This is a genomic window from Phytopseudomonas seleniipraecipitans, assembly GCF_900102335.1.
In the GTDB taxonomy this organism is placed as follows: Bacteria; Pseudomonadota; Gammaproteobacteria; order Pseudomonadales; family Pseudomonadaceae; genus Aquipseudomonas; species Aquipseudomonas seleniipraecipitans.
Genome location: NZ_FNBM01000010.1, coordinates 182,900 through 201,383, shown reverse-complemented (window position 1 = coordinate 201,383; position 18,484 = coordinate 182,900). Strand labels below are relative to the sequence as shown.

Below are 18,484 nucleotides of genomic sequence, written 5' to 3'. Positions count from 1 at the left end.
TTTTTCTTTCTTCTCAACACCTTGCAGCGCCCCACCAGATCATCTTCTCTCCAGCGGGAGGCGCATTCTACAGCGTTACAAACCGCTGTCAACACCCTCTTTACCGCCTTCGATCAAACCTGATCGAACCATCAACAGAGTCACTCAAACCACCCTGTCGATGCCGGCGCATTCTACTCGAATTCGCCGTCCGTGCAACCTTTATTTTCATCTAACTTCTTGTTTTACAAGGAGTTTTCAGATCAGGCCACGCCGGAAGTGGTGCGCATTATAGGCCGCCAGATTCCTAGGTCAACCGTTTATTTCAGGTTTATTCGAAGTTTCTGCCTGCCTGCCCTTAAGGCGCGGGATTCGACGCATGACAACAGGTATACGCAGCATCAGCAGCAGCCCGCCAATGACGGCATAGACCGCCCACTCCTCCAAATCAGCCCGGACTATCCACAGCATGTGCAGTAATCCCAGCGGCAAAATCAGGTAGATGAGGCGATGCAGCTTCTTCCAGGACTTACCAAGCCGCCGCTGGCTGTAACGGTTAGAGGTAACCGCCAGCAGCAATAGCCCGAACAGCGCGATGGCGCCCACGATGATGTAAGGCCGTTTCTGCAACTCGACGGCCAGTTGCGACCAGTCCAGCCCAAGAATGAACACCGCATAGGCGATAAGGTGCAACACCCCATAAGCAAAACACCACAGGCCAAGCTGACGACGAACCGCGATCCATCCAGACCAGCCGCTCAGTTTTTGCAGCGGCGTCATGCAGAGCGTAATAAGCAGAAGGATCAGCGTTCCCAGCCCAAGCCGTTCTACCAGCACCTTGCCTGGGTCCGGCCCCAAGGCGAATGCCCATGCCTGGTACAACCAATAGAGCGGCCATACTGCGATCAGCAAGAATACGCAAAGACGCCAGTACGCATGACGCATCAATAGTTCTTCCGCAGATCGAGGTTGCTATAAAGGCTGGCGACTTCATCCGAGTAGCCGTTGAACATCTGGGTTTCGCGAACATTGGGGCTGAACAACCCACTGGGCAGCCGGCGCTCACGCGCCTGGGTCCAGCGAGGATGGTCAACGGTGGGATTCACGTTGGCATAGAAGCCGTATTCCTGTGCGGCTATGCTTTGCCAAGTGGTCTGCGGCTGCTCACTGACCAAGCTGATGCGCACAATCGACTTGATGCTCTTGAAGCCGTACTTCCATGGCACGACCAACCGCAACGGCGCGCCGTTCTGGTTTGGCAGCTCACGGCCATACATGCCTATCGCAAGAATGGCCAACGGATGCATCGCCTCATCCAGCCGCAACCCTTCCACATACGGCCATTCAAGCAGACCGAAACGCGAACGCTGCCCAGGCATGCTTTCAGGGTCATTCAAGGTTTCGAAGCGAATGAATTTCGCGGCGGGTGTCGGCTCCACTTTATTAAGCAATGCCGAGATGGGAAAACCGATCCACGGGATGACCATCGACCAGGCTTCCACACAGCGCAGCCGGTAGATGCGCTCCTCCAGTTGATAGGGTTTGATGAAGTCTTCCAGCGCATAACGGCCCGGCTTGCCCACTTCGCCATCGATGACCACGGACCAAGGTTCGGTTTTCAGGCTGCCGGCGTTCGCGGCCGGGTCCGACTTGTCGGGGCCAAACTCGTAGAAGTTGTTGTAGTGGGTGGCGTCACGAAACGGCGTCAGCGCCTCGTCCTTGACTGTCACGGCTTCCCACTTGGTCGCGGCGATCTGCTTTTCAAGCCAAGCGGGCGCACTCCCCGCCTCGACATCCGCATAGCGCTCTGCGGAGGACTGCGCCCAAACAGGTACGCTGCTCAACGCCGCACCGGCGGCGGCAGCTGACATGAAGGTACGACGTGAGAGGTAAACGGACTCGGGGGTAACGTCCGACTCATTGCATTCAGACGCTTGAGGCAGCTTGATTAGCATAGTGACTCCGCAGTATCGGGACAGGCGTGCCCAATAGACTACGGAGTCTGCAGGAAATTACATCACTCGCCGCTCTGGCGGCGACGCAAACGCAACAAATACTGGATCGGACCTGAAGCGGCATAGGCAAGAAACGCCAACAGCAGGATGCGCGGCGGATCACTGAATACCACGGCGAACACCAATACCACGGCAAGAATCGCTACGAATGGCACGCGGCCTTTCAAATCGAAGTTCTTGAAGCTGTTGTATTTGATATTGCTGACCATCAGCATGCCAGCCGCAGCGACCAAGATCGCCACCACGAAAGCCATATTGGAGCCTTGAATACCGAAGTCGCTGAACGCCCACACGGTACCGGCTACTACGCCAGCTGCGGCGGGACTGGCCAAGCCGATGAAATAGCGTTTGTCGACGCTGCCGATCTGGGTATTGAAACGCGCCAGACGCAAGGCAGCCCCCGCCACATAGATGAAGGCGACCATCCAGCCGACCTTGCCCATGCTGCCGAGCGCCCATTCGAATGCCAGCAGTGCAGGCGCCACACCGAAGGCGACCATGTCCGACAGCGAATCGTACTCCGCCCCGAAAGCGCTCTGGGTATTGGTCAGGCGCGCAACGCGACCATCCAGGCCGTCCAGCACCATGGCCACGAATACCGCAGCGGCGGCCACATAGAAGTTGCCGTTCATCGCATTGATGATGGCGTAGAAACCAGCGAACAGGTTCGCAGTGGTGAACAGATTGGGAAGCAGGTAGATGCCACGATGGCGAACCTTGCGCCCTTCGTCGTCATGCCCTTCCTCAATATGCTCGTCGATGGGCAGTAAGCTCTCATCGTCCTTGGACGATTTTGGCTCTTGCGGATGCTCGCTCATGAACAACACCTTGCAGCGGATTTGAATTTTCGACCGAGTCGCCAGGCAAGCGTTCGCCTTAACGTCGGTATCAGCGTACGGGCTTTATACCAGATGCCTCGCCCATAACGAAAAAACGCGGCCTGGGCCGCGTTCTTCCGGATCGAGTCCGACTTAGTTTTTGGCTTTGTCGACGATCTTGTTAGCCGAAATCCACGGCATCATCGAGCGCAGTTGCTCACCGATGATCTCGATACCGTGAGCAGCGTTGTTACGGCGCTTGGCGGTCATCGACGGATAGTTGGTGGCGCCTTCGCTGATGAACATCTTCGCGTACTCACCGTCCTGGATGCGCTTGAGTGCATTGCGCATGGCCTGGCGGGACTCGGCGTTGATGACTTCCGGGCCGGTCACGTACTCGCCGTACTCGGCATTGTTGGAGATCGAGTAGTTCATGTTGGCGATGCCGCCTTCGTACATGAGGTCAACGATCAGCTTCAGCTCGTGCAGGCATTCGAAGTAGGCCATTTCTGGCGCGTAGCCAGCTTCGACCAGAGTCTCGAAACCGGCTTTGACCAGCTCTACAGTACCGCCGCACAGGACAGCCTGCTCACCGAACAGGTCGGTTTCGGTTTCGTCCTTGAAGGTGGTTTCGATGATACCGGTGCGGCCACCGCCAACGCCCGACGCGTACGACAGGGCAACGTTCTTGGCGTTGCCAGAAGCGTCCTGGTAAACGGCGATCAGGTCAGGGATACCACCGCCTTTGACGAACTCGGTACGCACGGTGTGGCCCGGGGCCTTCGGCGCGATCATGATCACGTCGAGATCGCTGCGCGGGACAACCTGGTTGTAGTGAATAGCGAAGCCGTGGGAGAACGCCAGGGTGGCGCCCTGCTTGATGTTCGGCTCGATCTCGTTCTTGTACAGCTGGCCCTGGAATTCGTCCGGGGTCAGGATCATCACCAGATCAGCAGCGGCAACGGCAGATGCCACATCGGCAACTTTCAGACCGTGAGCTTCTGCCTTGGCGACAGTGGCCGAGCCTTTACGCAGACCGACAGTGACGTCGACACCGGAGTCTTTCAGGTTGCACGCCTGAGCGTGGCCCTGGGAGCCGTAACCGATGATGGCAACTTTCTTGCCTTGGATGATCGAGAGGTCACAATCTTTGTCGTAGAAAACTTTCATGTTTTTGGCTCTTTTGAATCGAAAGGAGTGGGTGCCCGGCACCGCGACAGAGCCACCTTAAGTGATCGGCACCATTGCGTAAAATGATATATTTGCAATACAACATGCCGATATAAGAAACGCTCATGGATAGTCACGCACTCCGCCTCTTTCTTTCCCTGGCTGACAATCTGCATTTCGGCAATACCAGCCGCGAGCAACATGTCAGCCCCTCCGCGCTCAGCCGCACTATCAAGCAGCTCGAAGAGGAACTCGGCGCACCGTTGTTCGTACGCGACAATCGCTCGGTTCGGCTGACGCGCGAGGGACAACAGTTTCGCGAGTACGCCAGTGACGTCATGAATGGCTGGCAAGCCATTCGCCAGACGTTCAAGCAAGACCAATTGATCCTGCATGGCGAGCTGTCCCTGTACTGCTCGGTGACGGCGAGCTACAGCTTTCTCTATGAGATCCTGAGTACTTTTCGGCAGAACTACCCACGCATCGAGATGAAGCTGCACACCGGCGATCCGGCCAAAGCCGTCGAGCGCGTGCAGTTGGGGCTGGAGGATCTCGCCATTGGCGCTCGCCCCGACAGCCTGCCTGCTGGCGTCGCGTTTCAATCGATCACCCGCTCGGCGCTGCGCTTTATCGGGCCGCAGTCGCCACAACTATTGAGCGACGAACAACTGAAGCATCCTTCTGCGGACAGCTGGCAGGATGTGCCGATGATTCTCTCGGAAGAAGGTCTTGCCCGAACACGTACCGACCGCTGGCTGAAAAGCCACAACATCAAGCCGCGCATCTATGCCCAGGTGAGCGGCAACGAGGCCATCGTCAGTATGGTGAGCCTGGGTTTCGGCATTGGTGTGGTGCCACAGATCGTACTGGACAACAGCCCACTGGCCGCACGCATCCGTATTTACGATATCCAGCCACCGTTGACTGCTTACGACATCGGCCTGTTCGCACTGGAAAAGCACCTCAAAGATCCGCTGATTGCGGCGTTCTGGAACCGCCAGCAGTAAAATTTTTGGCAAAAAAAACCCCGCGCTTGGCGGGGTTTCTGGTTGCTGCGATCAGATACTCAATACCTTGTCGCCGCGGGCGATCCCGGTGACACCGCTGCGAACGGTTTCCAGGATCAGCGCGGTACCGATGGCCTGGATAAAGCTGTCCAGCTTGTCGCTCGTACCGGCCAGCTGGATGGTATAGACGCTCGGCGTCACGTCGACGATCTGGCCGCGGAAAATATCGGTGGTGCGTTTGACCTCGGCGCGCTGAGCGCCAGTGGCCTTGACCTTGACCAGCATCAGCTCGCGCTCGATGTGGGCGTTTTCCGACAGATCCACCAGCTTGACCACTTCGATCAGCTTGTTGAGGTTCTTGGTAATCTGCTCGATCACATCATCGTGGCCGATAGTGGTCAACGTCAGACGCGACAGGGTCGGGTCTTCGGTGGGCGCCACAGTGAGGCTTTCGATGTTGTAGTTGCGTTGGGAGAACAGGCCGACTACACGCGACAGGGCGCCCGGTTCGTTTTCCAGCAGCAGGGAAATGATATGACGCATGTCAGGTACGCTCCGTCTTGCTCAGCCACATGTCGCGCATCGCTCCACCGCGGATCTGCATCGGGTAGACGTGCTCGCTGGTATCCACGGCGATGTCGAGGAACACCAGGCGATCTTTCATCGCGAAGGCCTCTTCCATCTTCGGCTTGAGATCCTTCAGATCGGTGATGCGCATGCCCACGTGCCCATAGGACTCGGCCAGCTTGACGAAATCAGGCAGCGATTCCATGTACGAGTGCGAGTAGCGGCTGCTGTACTGCATGTCCTGCCACTGGCGAACCATGCCCAACGCGCCATTGTTGAGGTTGATGATTTTCACCGGCAGGTCGTACTGCAGGCAGGTCGACAACTCCTGGATGTTCATCTGGATACTGCCTTCACCGGTCACGCAGGCAACATCGCTGTCCGGGAAATTCAGTTTGACGCCCATGGCCGCCGGGAAGCCGAAGCCCATGGTGCCCAGACCACCGGAGTTGATCCAGCGATTCGGCTTGTTGAAGCGGTAGTACTGCGCCGCGAACATCTGGTGTTGACCCACGTCGGAACTGACGAACGCGTCGCCGCGGGTCACTTCGGACAGGGTTTCGATCACTGTCTGCGGCTTGATGATGCTGCCGTCGCCCTTGTCATACGGGAACAGCCCACGGTTACCGCGCCACTCCTCGATCTGCTTCCACCAGGTGGCCTGGGATTCGCTGTCCGGGCGCTGCTCGATTTCCTTGAGCGCGGCGACCATCTCGGTCAGTACGCTGTCGACCGGGCCGACAATCGGAATATCGGCCTTGACCATCTTGGAGATGGACGCCGGGTCGATATCGATGTGGATGATTTTCGCGTTAGGGCAGAACTTGGCAGCGGTTTCGCCGTTGATGACTCGATCATCGAACCGCGCACCGACCGCCAGGATGACATCGGCGTGGTGCATGGCCAGGTTGGCGGTGTAGCTGCCGTGCATGCCGAGCATGCCGACGAACTGACGGTCATCGCCCGGGTAAGCACCAAGGCCCATCAAGGTATTGGTGACCGGCACGTTCAGCGCGCGAGCCAACTCGGTGAGTTGTGCCGAGGCGCCACCGAGGATGACACCGCCACCGGAATAAATGATCGGACGCTTGGCGGCAATGAGCATTTCCGCGGCTTTACGGATCTGCCCCGAATGGCCACGAACCGCCGGGCTGTAGGAACGCAGCTTGACCTTCTTCGGGTAGCTGTATTCGAACTTCTGGGTCGGATCGCCCATGTCTTTGGGAATGTCCACGACCACTGGACCCGGACGACCGGATTCAGCCAGGTAGAAGGCTTTCTTGATCACTTCGGGGATTTCCGAAGGATGCTTGATGATGAAGCTGTGCTTCACGATCGGGCGCGAGATGCCGACCATGTCGACTTCCTGGAAAGCATCGGTGCCGACGACGGTGCTGGCCACCTGACCGGAAATGATCACCATCGGGATCGAATCCATATAGGCGGTCGCAATACCGGTCACTGCGTTGGTCGCGCCTGGGCCGGAGGTCACCAGCACCACACCGGCTTTACCGGTGGCACGGCCGTAACCATCCGCCATGTGGGTCGCCGCTTGCTCGTGGCGGACCAGGACGTGAGTCACTTCCGGCTCTTTGAACAAGGCATCGTAGATGTGCAGGAGGGCACCACCCGGATACCCGTAAATGTACTTAACGCCTTCGTCACGCAACGAGCGGACGACCATTTCAGCGCCGGATAAAAGCTCCACGTTGTTCACCTCTATAACGCCAGAAAACCGCCCTTTTGCAGGTGCGGCCCGAGTAGGTTTACTGTCAGCAGAGCATGAGCGACTGTGGTCGCCGACTACGTCAGCTACAACTGAGCAAGTATTGGGAACATCCCTGATGTGTTGCGGGATTCTCCCACCCAGCGCGAGGTAACGCGTTGCGGGTGTAACGAAAGGTCGGCGCGGGTAGCACCTCATGTCTACTGAGCTGAAGCCAGCTTGCGGCTGACCCCACTGCAGCGAGCAGTCGATTGTTGTTTTTCACCGCCGGCAAGTCAAGTAATGCGTGACGGAATGTGTGATTCCCGGAGATATGACCTCTGGAACATAGCCCGGCCAGCCGCGCCCCTGAAAAATCCGTGCTGATGTGAAGCAGCGCAGGCTGGTAAGGCAGCCGATTTGGTTATAGTAATCGGCAGGCACACCGCACTTGTCGCTACAGGCACTTGATGCGCGAGCCCCGACCATGAAATCCGCGTTCCGCGCCTGCCAGGTTCGGCAACAGTCCCACAAGGAATTCCCATGCGCCGCATGATCGTCACCACCAGCCTGGCACTCGTGCTCAGCAGCACTGCCATCGCTGGCCAGATCTACAAATGGGTCGACGCCCAGGGCGTGACCCATTTCAGCGAACAACCGCCACAGGGTCAGCAAGCCAATACAGTGAACACGGCCACTCCCCCACCGCCGGCTCCCGAACCAAAACCGGCCCCCACGTTCAAGGACATTGCCGACCCGCAGCAGGCCGCCGCCGACGCCAAGGTAAAGAAGGAAGTAGCCGAACAGGAAGCGCAGCGCCTCAAGTACTGCGAGACGCAGCGCAATAACCTCGCGCAGCTCGAGAACAACCCGCGGGTGCGTGTGGAAGACGGTGGTGAGATGCGCCGCCTCGGTGAAGATGAGCGCCAGCAGCGGATCGCCGACAGCAAAAAGGCGATCACGGAGAACTGCAAGTAAGTGAAGGCTGCGGGCCTTAGCCCGCAGTGATCAGCCGGTCGAAATCGCCCAGCGCCTTGAGCAACTCGGACGCCTGGCGATTACCCACACCGTAGACCTGCTCGGCCATGGGCTGAATACCAGAAACGGCCGGCAAGCTGGCACCGGCTTCGATGATGGCTTTCATGCGAGGCAGGAAAATCCATTGCAGCCACTGAGAGAAGTCCAGCGTATCCACGCAAAACGGCTCTTGGCTAGCCAGCGCCTGCTTACTGGGCGGCGCTGAATCCCACCAGCCCTGCGTGCGCAACGCTCGCTCGATCAGCAACAGCTGATCGGCGACAAGAGCGGCGGACGCGGCCATCAGAGATTAACTCGCGCCCGCTCACGAGCCTGTGCAGCGCCCGCCGCATCACCCTGCTGCTCGCGGGATTTGGCGATCAGATCCCACAAGCCTGCCTGCAGCGTAGGGCGACCATTGGCATAGCTCAGGCCACGACGAGCGAACTGCTCGGCCTGGGCTGCATCACCCTGGGCCAGGCGTACTTCAGCAAGACGATACAGAACCTGCGGTTCGCGGGGCGCGATGCGCTGTGCGCGCTCCAGGCTGGAGGCGGCGCCGTTGAGGTCGCCACCGGTCTGCTGTTGTTGCGCACTGGTCAGCAGCGCCAACACTGGGCCATCGAGCTGCTCATCAGCGGCAAGGCCACCGCTGTTGCCGCTGGGGATACCGCTTGGCATCGACGGTGGCGTTTGCGGCACGCTCCCGGCGTTTGGCGAACCCAATGGCTCACTGCTCAATGGCGGCTCGTCGAATGTCAGCCCACCACCACCGGCGGGTGCGCCCGGTGGGGCTGCATAGGTGTCGATCGGTGCGGAAGGATTACTGCCGCCTGGCACCATCACCACCACACCGGAATCTTCAGGCATGGACTGAGCCTGCTGTTGCGCCGGCACGGGTGCGTTGCTGTAACCATTATTGGCGCCGTCTTCCTGCTCGTAAGCGGAAGAACCAGAATCCACGACCGGAATGGAGCCACGCGGTACGCTGGCACAACCTCCCAGCACTACCGAGGCAGTCAAAACGGGAATCAACCACTTACTCACGTCAAACCTCTCTTATTCCAACCAGCCTTTTACCCAATCCATTACCGAGTCGACAGGCGCCTGAATACCGCAACCAGGGCCGGGAGCCGGCTCACTGCCGCGAATATACGGCATCTGTACGGCGCCAGGACAATTCTCTGCAGAGCCTTGCCCGGTCGCTGCATCGACCCACGCCAGCACCACGTTATCCGGCATCGGCATGTCCAATGGCAGCGGGTCGGCACGGCGCATGAAGCCGGTCCAGGCCTGCAGCGCGCCAGTCGCGCCGGTAAACGGCGTCGGCCCGTTGTCATCACGGCCCATCCATACCACTGCCAGCAGATCCTGGCTGAAGCCGGCGAACCAACTGTCACGTGAATCATTACTGGTGCCGGTTTTGCCCGCCAGTGTCAGCGAGCTGGGTAGCTGGCTGTATACCGAGCGGCCGGTGCCTTCACGCATGGTGCGTTGCATGGCGTTCTGCAGCAGGTAGATCGCCCCCGCATCGAAGCGCTGTTGAATCTGATACGGGTAACGCTTGAGCGGCTCGCCTTCGGCGGTCAACACGCTACGAATGCCGCGCAGTGGGGTATTGAAGCCACCGCTCGCCAGCGTCTGATACATGCCCGTGACTTCCATTGGAGTCAGCGAACCGGCACCCAGCAACATCGACGGGTAGGCAGGCCACTGTCGCGACACCCCCAAACGCTCGAGGGTTTTGAGCACATTCGGCACGCCCAGTTCCAAACCGAGCTTGGCAGTCGACAGGTTGTAGGAGTTCGCCAGCCCCTGGTACAGGTAGATGCTGCCGTGGGCTTTGCGATCATAGTTCTGTGGCTTCCAGACCTGCCCGTCCTGGCCCTTCACTGAAAACGGCTCGTCTTGCACGCGACTGGTCAGCGTGTACTGGCTGGGTCGCTCGAGCGCTGTCAGGTAGATGGCCGGTTTGACCAGCGAGCCGATCGGACGCACAGCGTCCAATGCCCGATTGAAGCCGGCAAAGCGCGGCTGACGGCTGCCGATCAGCGCCTGGATCTCACCGGTTTCCGGGTTGGTGACCACCATGCCGGCCTCAACCTGATCGGAGCCCTTGCGGCCTGCCTGCTTCTTGAACGTCTCGGCCAGCGCGTCTTCGGCCTTGAGCTGCAGGATCGGATCGAAGCTGGTGAAGATGCGCAGCCCTTCTTCGGTCAAGTCCTCGTCTCGATAATCCTGGCGAAGTTGGCGCTTCACCAGGTCGAGGAATGCCGGGAATGAACCGTTGGCCATGCTGCCGCGCTGCGTGACGCCGAGTGGGCGCGCCTTGGCGGTTGCCACCTCTTCTGGCGACACCACACCCTGCTCGGCCAGCAGATCGAGAATCAGGTTACGACGGGCCAGCGCACGCTCGGGGTTACGCCGAGGGTTGTAGTAGGTCGGCCCCTTGACCATGCCGACCAGCAGCGCCACCTGATCGAGCTTGAGCTCGGACAGCGGCTGACTGAAGAAATACTGGCTGGCCAAGCCAAAGCCGTGCACCGCGCGCTGGCCGTCCTGCCCGAGGAAAACTTCGTTGAGGTACGCCTGGAGAATCTCGCGCTTGTCGTAATGCAGCTCCAGCAACACCGCCATCATGGCTTCGGTGACCTTGCGGGTCAGGCTGCGCTCGTTGGTCAGGTAGAAGTTCTTCACCAGCTGTTGAGTCAGCGTACTGCCGCCCTGACGAAGCTGCCCGGCCGTGGCGTTGACCCACACCGCGCGCGCGATGGACTTCGGCGACACACCGTGGTGGTTGAAGAACTCGCGGTCTTCGACCGCCACCAGGGTTTCCACCAGGTAGGCTGGCACCTGATCGAGCTTGATCAGCACGCGGTCTTCCTGATGCGCGGGGTATAGGCCACCGATCAGCATCGGCTCCAGTCGCGCCACCGCGAGGTCTTTGCCATCGGCCTGGGTCAGCGAGGCGACGTATCCGCCGGAAAACCGCACATTGACCTGCTGCGCCTGCTCGGTACTTTCATAGAATTGAAAGCCGCGCGAATGCAGAGAGATGTTGTTGCCAGACACCGCTACGCCGCCAGGGCCATCGACCTTGTTTTCACGGCGATAGCCGAGGGCATCCATTTCCTTGAGCAGATCGTCCTTGGCCAATTTCTGGCCGACGAACAGCTCCAGCGGCCGCGCATAGACCTTGGCGGGAACGGTCCAGCGCTTTCCGGAGAATTTCTCCTGGACGATGGCATCGAGATAAACCGCAAAGCCGGCGAACAGCACCAAGCCGACCAGGCCGAGCTTTACAGCCCAGCCTAACAGGGGGTGCATGCCACGGGGGCGGCGTTTGGAACGGGAGCGGGGAGATCGGGTACGAGTCATGGCGCGGCATTATACGCACTTTGCAAACGGCCGGCAGACGTTGCCAGCGGTTTGCAGCGTTGTAGGGAGACGCCATAATGCGTGCCTGTTCCCCCTCATTCCAACCAAGGATTGCCCGTGAGCCAAGCCCTGATTACCGCTTTGCAGAATCCGGCCCTCTATCCGCACCCGGTGGACGCATTCAGCGTCATCGAAACCCATATCTCCTGGGTGGTGCTCACCGGCCCCTACGCCTACAAAATCAAGAAGCCGGTGAATTTCGGGTTTCTCGATTTCACCTCGCTGGACGCCCGCGAGCACTTCTGCGGCGAAGAGCTGCGCCTTAATCAACGGATGACTGATGATCTGTATCTAGAAGTGTTGCCAATCAGCGGCAGCGTCGAGGCACCTCAGCTGAGCGGCGAAGGCACGCCCATCGAGTACGCGCTGAAAATGCGCCAGTTCCCGCAAGAGCAACTGCTGGCAAATGTGCAGGCACGGGGTGAGCTGAACGAAGCGCATATCGATGCGCTGGCCAAACAGATTGCCGACTTTCACCGGGAAACGCCTCGGGTCGCCATTGACCACGCGCTGTGCAACGCCACCGCCATCGTCGCGCCGTTGCGGCAGAACTTCGAGCAGATCCGCCCGCTGCTCAGCGACAAGGCCGACCTGCAACAGTTGGACGCGTTGGAGGCCTGGGCAGAAACCAGCCTCGAACGTCTGTGGCCCGATCTCGAGGCGCGGGCTCGCGAGGGTTTCATCCGCGAGTGTCATGGCGACATTCACCTGGGCAACGCGACGCTGCTGGACGGTAAAGCCACGCTGTTCGATTGCATCGAGTTCAACGAGCCCTTCCGGCTGACCGATATCGCGCTGGATACCGCCTTTCTGGTGATGGACCTAGAAGACCGTGGCCTCAAATCGCTGGCCCGCCGCTTGCTGAACAGTTGGCTGGAGCACACCGGCGATTATGGTTCGCTGAAACTGTTCAACCTCTACAAGACTCACCGCGCGCTGGTGCGCGCCAAAGTCGCGCTGTTCCGCCTGGGTCAGGAGCAGGACGCCGTGCAGCGCGCGGTGATCCTGCGCCAATACCGCGGCTATGCCAGCCTGGCGGAAAGCTACAGCGCCATTCCGGCCCGCTTTCTGGCGATCACCCGCGGGGTGTCGGCGGTGGGCAAGAGTCAGGTGGCGCTGCGCCTGGTCGAGGCACTCGGCGCGATCCGCATTCGCTCGGATGTCGAACGAAAACGTCTGCTGGGCGAGCAGCAGCCAGACGAGACCAAAGAGCTGAACCGCGGTATCTACGATGAAAACGCCAGCAAAGCAGTCTATGAGCACTTGAACCAGCTGGCGGATCTGGCGCTGCATGCCGGTTATCCGGTGGTGCTGGATGCGACGTTTCTCAAGCGCGCACAACGTGAAGCCGCGCGGAGCATCGCTGAAGAAACCGGTGTGCCATTCCTGGTCGCGGATTGCCAGGCGCCCGACGCAGTGATCACCAGCTGGCTGCAGCAGCGCCAGCAACAGGGCGAGGACCCGTCCGACGCGACGCTGCAGGTGATCGAAGCCCAGCGTGCAGGGCAGGATGCGTTGGATGAAAGCGAACTGGCTCACTGCAAGCGCGTGGACACCCATGACAGCAGCAGCCTTAACGAGTTGGTGAGCGCCATTCGTCAGCGCTTTCCAAACCTGTAAAGCAGCTGAGCACGGCCGCCAGGCCGCTCTATACTGGCAGTGAGCCCCCATCGGATCACTGCCATCATGAGTCAGCCCAGCCAACTGGATACCCCCCTGTATCGCCTGCTGCACAATGACGACGTTGCTGCATTCAACACGCAGCGGCCACAGGGCGTTGCCATCGACCTCAGCGGCGGCGATTTCCGCGGCCTAGATCTGCGCACCCTGGACGCGGAGGGTATCGATTTTCGCAACGCCTATTTCCGCGGTGCCGATCTGCGTGGGGTCGATCTGCGTAGCGCGCAACTCGAAGGCGCAAGCATTGCCCACGCGCAGATATCCGGCGCGTACTTTCCTGTCGAACTGAGTGCAGACGAAATTCTCATGTCGATGAATTTCGGCACACGCCTGCGTTACGGCACCCATCCCAAGCATCTGTAGCAGTGTGTAACGCTCGCCCAGGTCCACGTTGGCCACGGCCGCTACACTTCTCCTCATAAGGCGGCCATGCAGCGCCTTTCTGCAGAACGGCGGTGAACAGGAGATTCCGTGATCGACGAATTGCAACATCTCAAGAACCTGGGCAAAACCTCGTCGCAGTGGCTGCATGCGATTGGCATTCACAACCCAGACGACTTGCGTCGCTACGGAGCCGTGGATGCCTATCGAGCCGTGCGGGCACGTGGCTTCCGGGCATCAAAGGTTCTGCTCTACGCCATCGAAGGCGCATTGCTGGATATCCATTGGAGCGAGCTGCCGGCAACCCGCAAGGAGAGCCTCAACCTGCAACTCGAGCAAGCAGCGAACGACGGAAAAATCTAGGGCAGCGCTGGCTCATCCGGGTGCAATCGCTATTTTTTCTGCCCAGCCGGGGCCTGGCTATGCCAGTGAAAGCAGCCTGATAAACTCGCGTCCGTCACGGATAACGCCTTCGCCACCCCGTTTTGCTATCGAACACGCGTTGGTTCACAACCTGAGGCGAGATCGATTTACCCCAGGCATGGCGGCGATTATCGTTTCAGGGATTTTCGTGCGCATCCAGCATGAGCGGCTCAAGGAACCAGCATGTATCTACTCGGGGAACAACCGGCGTATGCCGACCAACTGATCAGCCGCTTGCAGAGCATCCCCGTGAAGTTGCTCGACGGACTCACGCCCTGCGGCGCAGCGCTGCACATCGAACGCAGCGAGGACCTGGCCAGCGAGCTTCCCGGCAACCAACTGTTCATCATCGATAACGGCCTGCTGCATACGCTGGTCGACGAACGCCCGCTGTTCTATCTGCAGGAAGGCGATCTGGTGGGTTTGCGCCAGGGCATCGATTTGCCCAGCTGCCGCTACACCAGCGACGAGCCGCTGACCTTGATCCCCTATTCGCGCAGCGAAGTTTTCAAGCATATCTACGCCAGTGAACCTCGCCAGGAACTGTTCATTCAATACCTCGTGGGCCATACCGCACTGTTGTCGGACGCGCTGGCGCGTATCAAACAGCCAGACGTGCGCGCAGCCACTGGCTTCAAGCATTTCGCCACAGGCGACGCGCTAATCAATCAGGGCGATGACGCCGACCACGTGTTTATCATTATCGAAGGGCATGCCGATGCCTTCGTCGATGGTGTGAAGGTGGGCGATGTGCAGAAAGACGAAATTTTCGGCGCCATGGCCGTATTCACCCTGGAGAAGCGCAGCGCCACGGTAGTGGCCAGTGAGCCGTGCACGGTGATGGTGATCCCCAAGGATCAATTTCTCAGCCTGATGGAAAGCAACCCGCGCATCGCTCACAGCCTGGTCGAAAGCATGGCTCGCCGCATCGACCTGCTTAACAAGGAAATCACCCAACTGCGGTAGCCCGGCAAAACGCCTACACCGACCTTGAAACCCCGGCCAGCTGCCGGGGTTTCGTATTAATGGGTCAGGAAAAGCTATCGCGACAATCGGAGAAAATAATTTCCAACTGCCTGTTGACTATGTAATGAGAATTGCTATTATTTGCATCAGCTGGTCGCGAGATCAGCCGATAACCTCTAGAGGCCTTAGGTCGGACTCTTCAGATTATCTCCTCATCAGGCTAATCACGGTTATTGACCCGGCTTCTTGCCGGGTCTTTTTTTGCTTCAAAAATCCTCATGCGCATTTCCCCCGACCGGATATGACGCTCGTCGCCTCGTTGACCTGCATCACAACAGCGACCTGATCTACGACTAGACTGCTTCCACGCTCACTGGGAGATACCACGATGAATATCCTGATACGTGCGCTGCAAGGCCCTCTCGGCACCCATTGGCAAGTCAGTCTCGGCAAGCATCACGTCAGTTTTCGCAGCGAAGACGAAGCGCGGCAGTTCGTGGCTAAGCTCGAAGCGCGGGTGCAGGCGCCTCACGTGTTGCCAGGCACACAGCGCCTGGCCAGCTGAACACGCATTCAGCCCTGAGGGTGGCCGGCACGGCGCTCTGCCCAGCGGGTGAAACGCGACGCGAACACGGCTAGCATTCCGCAACAGAAGATCACCAGCGCCATTGGCACGGCGCTGCCGTCGTGCAGCACCCCGACCAACGTAGCGGCGGTTGCGGCGATGGTGAATTGCAGGCTGCCCATCAACGCAGACGCACTCCCCGCGTGTCGCCCCTGCCCTGCCATCGCACAGGCTGAGGTATTCGGCATCAGAATGCCCAGCGATGCGATGCAACCGAACAATGGCACCAACAGCGGCCACAGCGACGCGGTGTGCGACCAGGCCAGCAGCAAAAGAATCGCTCCGCAGGCGAGGTAGAACCAGACGATGCGCCTCGCCCAAAAGGCTGGGCCACGGCCCGACACCAGCCAGGCGTTGAGCTGAGCCGCCAAGATAAAGCCGGCCGCGTTGGCACCGAACAGCCAGCCGTAATGCTCGGCGGGCACCCCATAAAGCTCGATGAACACGAACGGCGAACCGGCGATGTAGGCGAACATGCCGGCGATAGCCAGCCCGCCCGTCAGCGCATGCCCGATGAATGGCAGATCAGCGAACAGCCGACGGTACTCTCCCAGCGCGCCGCGCAGCGGCGCAGGCTCGACATCAGGATTCAGGGTTTCCGGCAACCACAGGATCAGCGCGATCAGGCACAGCGCACTGAACAGGCTCAGCACCACGAAGATCGATGGCCAGCCAAACAGATTGAGCAGCAAGCCTCCGGCCACCGGCGCCAGAATCGGCGCCAAGCCCATCACCAGCATCAGTTGAGAAAACACTTTTGCCGAGTTGATCGGGTCGCACAGGTCACGCACCACCGCCCTTGCCACGACCATACCCGCGCAGCCACCTAGGGCCTGCATAAAGCGCGCGGCGATCAGCCATTCGAGGCTCGGCGCCATAGCGCAGGCAAGCGAGGCCAGGGTGAACAGCGAGACGCCGACGAGCAGCGGCATGCGCCGTCCGAAGCGGTCGGCAAGCGGGCCATAAAGCAGCTGCCCGATAGCCAGGCCGGCGAAGTACGAAGCCAGAGACAACTGCACATGCTCGGTATCGGTATCGAAGGCCAACGCCAGGGCAGGAAAGCTCGGCAGGTAGAAGTCGATAGCGAGAGGACCGAAGGCGCTGAGGGCTCCGAGGATCAGTAACAGGCGAAACGTCATGTGCGTGGTACTCAACGAGTGTCCCGGCGGCAAGCCGGGTCAACGGATGGAGCGCTGAACGCCCCATGAATAGATGGAGACCGACAATTACATACAAGTTCGTCTGTAAAACAAACCTAAGAGGAAAAAAATAATTACACTCGCCGTTTCTGAAACGATTTGATCCTGCCGTATGCGTCGAACCAAAGAACAAGCCGAACTTACCCGCGGTGCCATCCTGGCCTCAGCTGAAGTGCTCTTCCTGGAAAGAGGCGTCGCCCACACCAGCCTGGAGCATATTGCCAAGCATGCCGGTGTCACCCGCGGCGCCGTGTATTGGCACTTCCAGAACAAGGCCCACTTGTTCCACGAGATGCTCAGCCAGGTACGCCTGCCGCCCGAAGAATTGGCCAGGCACGTGCAAGAGAGCGCCGCTGCCGACGCGCTGCAAGCGCTGCGCGAGTTGTGTGTCGAAGGCATTGCCGGCATCGCCAGCGATGAGCAGAAGCGGCGCATTTTCACCGTGCTGCTACATCGCTGCGAATTCACCGAGGAGCTGCGCGAGGCAGAAGAGCGCCACGAAGCGTTCATCAATCAGTTCATCGCCCTGTGCGAGGCAACGTTCGCTCAGCCGTCGGCGAAATCACGATTGCGTCCAGGCATTACTCCGCGCCTCGCGGCTCGCACCCTGCATGCGCTGGTGGTGGGAATGCTCAGCGACTGGTTACGCGACAACAGCCTGTTCGACCCGCTGCACGACGGGCCGGTGATGATCGACGGGCTGTTTAGCGGCCTGATCAGTGACTGGTCTTAGCCGCCGGCACTGCCTCGGCCTTGTAGCCAGAGTTGATGATCGCCTCGAGAACCTGATCGACCGGGTGCGTGGTGTGCACTTTCACCTCGCCCGTAGGCAAGTCGACGTCGACCCGCGCTGACGGGTCGACCGCCTGTACGGCACCCGTCACAGTGCGAACGCAATGCTCGCAGGTCATGCCTTGTACGTTGAATATCTGCATCGTCATCTCCTTGGCCCGGGGCGGGCTGTCGTGTGATTTGCGTGGAGTATCCAGTTTGCCATCGGGTCAAGGTCAACCCTTAGGCTTGTTGAACCCGGCAACCTCAGCCAAGCTCAGAGCACTCCACTCTCATCTGGTCTGACCATGTCCCGCCTCCTGCTCTCACTGTTTCTTTGTCTGCCCTTGCCTGCCCTAGCTCAAGCGCTGCCGTCGCATGCCACGATGGGCGATGGCTACGCCGTGCTGATCATTTCTCGCGAGCGCCTGGAGGTGGCATCGCCGTGCGAGTTCGGCGTTTACCTGCAAGATCAACTGGCGGCGCGGTTGTTCCAGGGCCAGTCGGTATCCTTCAACCTGCCGCCCGGTGATGTGTCGGTGCGCCTGGGCATGATCGGTACGGAGACCTGCCAGGCCGGCATCACCCCGCTTGATAGCCAGCGGCTGAGCCTCGGCGCCGGTGAAATCCGCCGTTATCGCATTGGTCTCAGTGCCTCAGGCCCCTACCTGACGCCGGCACCTTCGAGCCAATAACGCCCGCCGACAGACGCGAATGCTGAGG

Annotated in this window: 20 protein-coding genes; 9 read left to right on the top strand and 11 right to left on the bottom strand. The window is 59.7% G+C overall.

What is annotated here, in order from left to right:
* Positions 1-291: 291 nt before the first annotated feature.
* The 4 genes from msrQ to ilvC all read right to left on the bottom strand — a co-directional run bounded on the left by msrQ (position 292) and on the right by ilvC (position 3,982).
* Entirely contained in the window at positions 292-924 is a 633-nt protein-coding gene (msrQ, locus tag BLS60_RS19360) for a protein-methionine-sulfoxide reductase heme-binding subunit MsrQ (protein ID WP_070882823.1), read from the bottom strand.
* A complete protein-coding gene (gene msrP, locus BLS60_RS19355; RefSeq protein ID WP_092371349.1) occupies positions 924-1,934 on the bottom strand; it encodes a protein-methionine-sulfoxide reductase catalytic subunit MsrP in 1,011 nt (336 codons plus the stop codon). Before msrP ends, msrQ begins: the two co-directional genes overlap by 1 nt.
* A 62-nt stretch (positions 1,935-1,996) precedes the next feature.
* Positions 1,997-2,812: a CDP-diacylglycerol--serine O-phosphatidyltransferase gene (gene pssA / locus BLS60_RS19350; RefSeq protein ID WP_070882821.1), complete on the bottom strand. Its 816-nt coding sequence runs from the start codon at positions 2,810-2,812 to the stop codon at positions 1,997-1,999.
* Between the two features lie 153 nt (positions 2,813-2,965).
* Positions 2,966-3,982 carry a ketol-acid reductoisomerase gene (gene ilvC / locus BLS60_RS19345; protein ID WP_092371346.1) on the bottom strand — a complete coding sequence of 339 codons (1,017 nt, stop codon included), beginning with the start codon at positions 3,980-3,982 and terminating at the stop codon, positions 2,966-2,968.
* A 125-nt stretch (positions 3,983-4,107) separates the two neighbouring features.
* On the opposite strand from ilvC, the gene ilvY reads away from it, so the two are divergent.
* Positions 4,108-4,989, top strand: coding sequence for an HTH-type transcriptional activator IlvY (ilvY, locus tag BLS60_RS19340; RefSeq protein WP_070882819.1), 882 nt, complete (start codon positions 4,108-4,110; stop codon positions 4,987-4,989).
* A gap of 51 nt (positions 4,990-5,040) precedes the next feature.
* On the opposite strand, the gene ilvN is transcribed toward ilvY, so the two are convergent.
* A complete protein-coding gene (gene ilvN / locus BLS60_RS19335; protein WP_042553031.1) occupies positions 5,041-5,532 on the bottom strand; it encodes an acetolactate synthase small subunit in 492 nt (163 codons plus the stop codon).
* 1 nt (position 5,533) lies between these two features.
* A complete protein-coding gene (locus BLS60_RS19330) occupies positions 5,534-7,264 on the bottom strand; it encodes an acetolactate synthase 3 large subunit (protein WP_070882832.1) in 1,731 nt (576 codons plus the stop codon).
* Between the two features lie 540 nt (positions 7,265-7,804).
* On the opposite strand from BLS60_RS19330, the gene BLS60_RS19325 reads away from it, so the two are divergent.
* Positions 7,805-8,239 (top strand): DUF4124 domain-containing protein, encoded by a 435-nt coding sequence (locus BLS60_RS19325; RefSeq protein ID WP_092371343.1) that lies wholly within the window; start codon positions 7,805-7,807, stop codon positions 8,237-8,239.
* Positions 8,240-8,255: 16 nt separating this feature from the next.
* Here the strand turns inward: BLS60_RS19325 and BLS60_RS19320 are convergent, their stop codons facing one another.
* Genes BLS60_RS19320 through mrcB form a run of 3 tightly spaced genes read right to left on the bottom strand, consistent with a single transcriptional unit; the run spans position 8,256 to position 11,656 of the window.
* Entirely contained in the window at positions 8,256-8,582 is a 327-nt protein-coding gene (locus BLS60_RS19320; RefSeq protein WP_070882817.1) for a YqcC family protein, read from the bottom strand.
* The gene (locus BLS60_RS19315) at positions 8,582-9,325 is read right to left on the bottom strand and encodes a tetratricopeptide repeat protein (RefSeq protein ID WP_092371340.1); all 744 of its coding nucleotides are present in this window, start codon (positions 9,323-9,325) and stop codon (positions 8,582-8,584) included. The genes BLS60_RS19320 and BLS60_RS19315 overlap by 1 nt, the downstream gene beginning before the upstream one ends.
* 12 nt (positions 9,326-9,337) lie before the next feature.
* On the bottom strand, positions 9,338-11,656 hold the full coding sequence (mrcB, locus tag BLS60_RS19310; protein WP_092371337.1) for a penicillin-binding protein 1B: 2,319 nt from the start codon (positions 11,654-11,656) through the stop codon (positions 9,338-9,340).
* A gap of 117 nt (positions 11,657-11,773) precedes the next feature.
* Between mrcB and BLS60_RS19305 the strand changes: the two genes are divergently transcribed.
* The 5 genes from BLS60_RS19305 (at position 11,774) to BLS60_RS21515 (ending at position 15,731) form a co-directional block, all read left to right on the top strand.
* Positions 11,774-13,336 carry a bifunctional aminoglycoside phosphotransferase/ATP-binding protein gene (locus BLS60_RS19305; protein ID WP_092371334.1) on the top strand — a complete coding sequence of 521 codons (1,563 nt, stop codon included), beginning with the start codon at positions 11,774-11,776 and terminating at the stop codon, positions 13,334-13,336.
* A gap of 66 nt (positions 13,337-13,402) precedes the next feature.
* On the top strand, positions 13,403-13,759 hold the full coding sequence (locus tag BLS60_RS19300) for a pentapeptide repeat-containing protein (RefSeq protein ID WP_070882813.1): 357 nt from the start codon (positions 13,403-13,405) through the stop codon (positions 13,757-13,759).
* A 108-nt stretch (positions 13,760-13,867) separates the two neighbouring features.
* Entirely contained in the window at positions 13,868-14,140 is a 273-nt protein-coding gene (locus tag BLS60_RS19295; RefSeq protein ID WP_092371331.1) for a TfoX/Sxy family protein, read from the top strand.
* Positions 14,141-14,383: 243 nt separating this feature from the next.
* Entirely contained in the window at positions 14,384-15,166 is a 783-nt protein-coding gene (locus BLS60_RS19290) for a Crp/Fnr family transcriptional regulator (protein WP_070882811.1), read from the top strand.
* 388 nt (positions 15,167-15,554) lie between these two features.
* Positions 15,555-15,731, top strand: a complete 177-nt coding sequence (locus BLS60_RS21515) for a hypothetical protein (protein ID WP_092371328.1) — start codon at positions 15,555-15,557, stop codon at positions 15,729-15,731.
* A gap of 8 nt (positions 15,732-15,739) precedes the next feature.
* Here the strand turns inward: BLS60_RS21515 and BLS60_RS19280 are convergent, their stop codons facing one another.
* Positions 15,740-16,930, bottom strand: a complete 1,191-nt coding sequence (locus BLS60_RS19280; RefSeq protein ID WP_092371325.1) for a multidrug effflux MFS transporter — start codon at positions 16,928-16,930, stop codon at positions 15,740-15,742.
* 172 nt (positions 16,931-17,102) lie between these two features.
* Here BLS60_RS19280 and BLS60_RS19275 point away from each other — a divergent pair, with 172 nt between their 5' ends.
* A complete protein-coding gene (locus BLS60_RS19275) occupies positions 17,103-17,723 on the top strand; it encodes a TetR family transcriptional regulator (protein ID WP_092371322.1) in 621 nt (206 codons plus the stop codon).
* On the opposite strand, the gene BLS60_RS19270 is transcribed toward BLS60_RS19275, so the two are convergent.
* Positions 17,707-17,925, bottom strand: a complete 219-nt coding sequence (locus tag BLS60_RS19270; protein WP_092371319.1) for a heavy-metal-associated domain-containing protein — start codon at positions 17,923-17,925, stop codon at positions 17,707-17,709. The genes BLS60_RS19275 and BLS60_RS19270 overlap by 17 nt on opposite strands.
* 144 nt (positions 17,926-18,069) lie before the next feature.
* Here BLS60_RS19270 and BLS60_RS19265 point away from each other — a divergent pair, with 144 nt between their 5' ends.
* Positions 18,070-18,456: a hypothetical protein gene (locus BLS60_RS19265; protein WP_092371316.1), complete on the top strand. Its 387-nt coding sequence runs from the start codon at positions 18,070-18,072 to the stop codon at positions 18,454-18,456.
* Positions 18,457-18,484 lie beyond the last annotated feature (28 nt).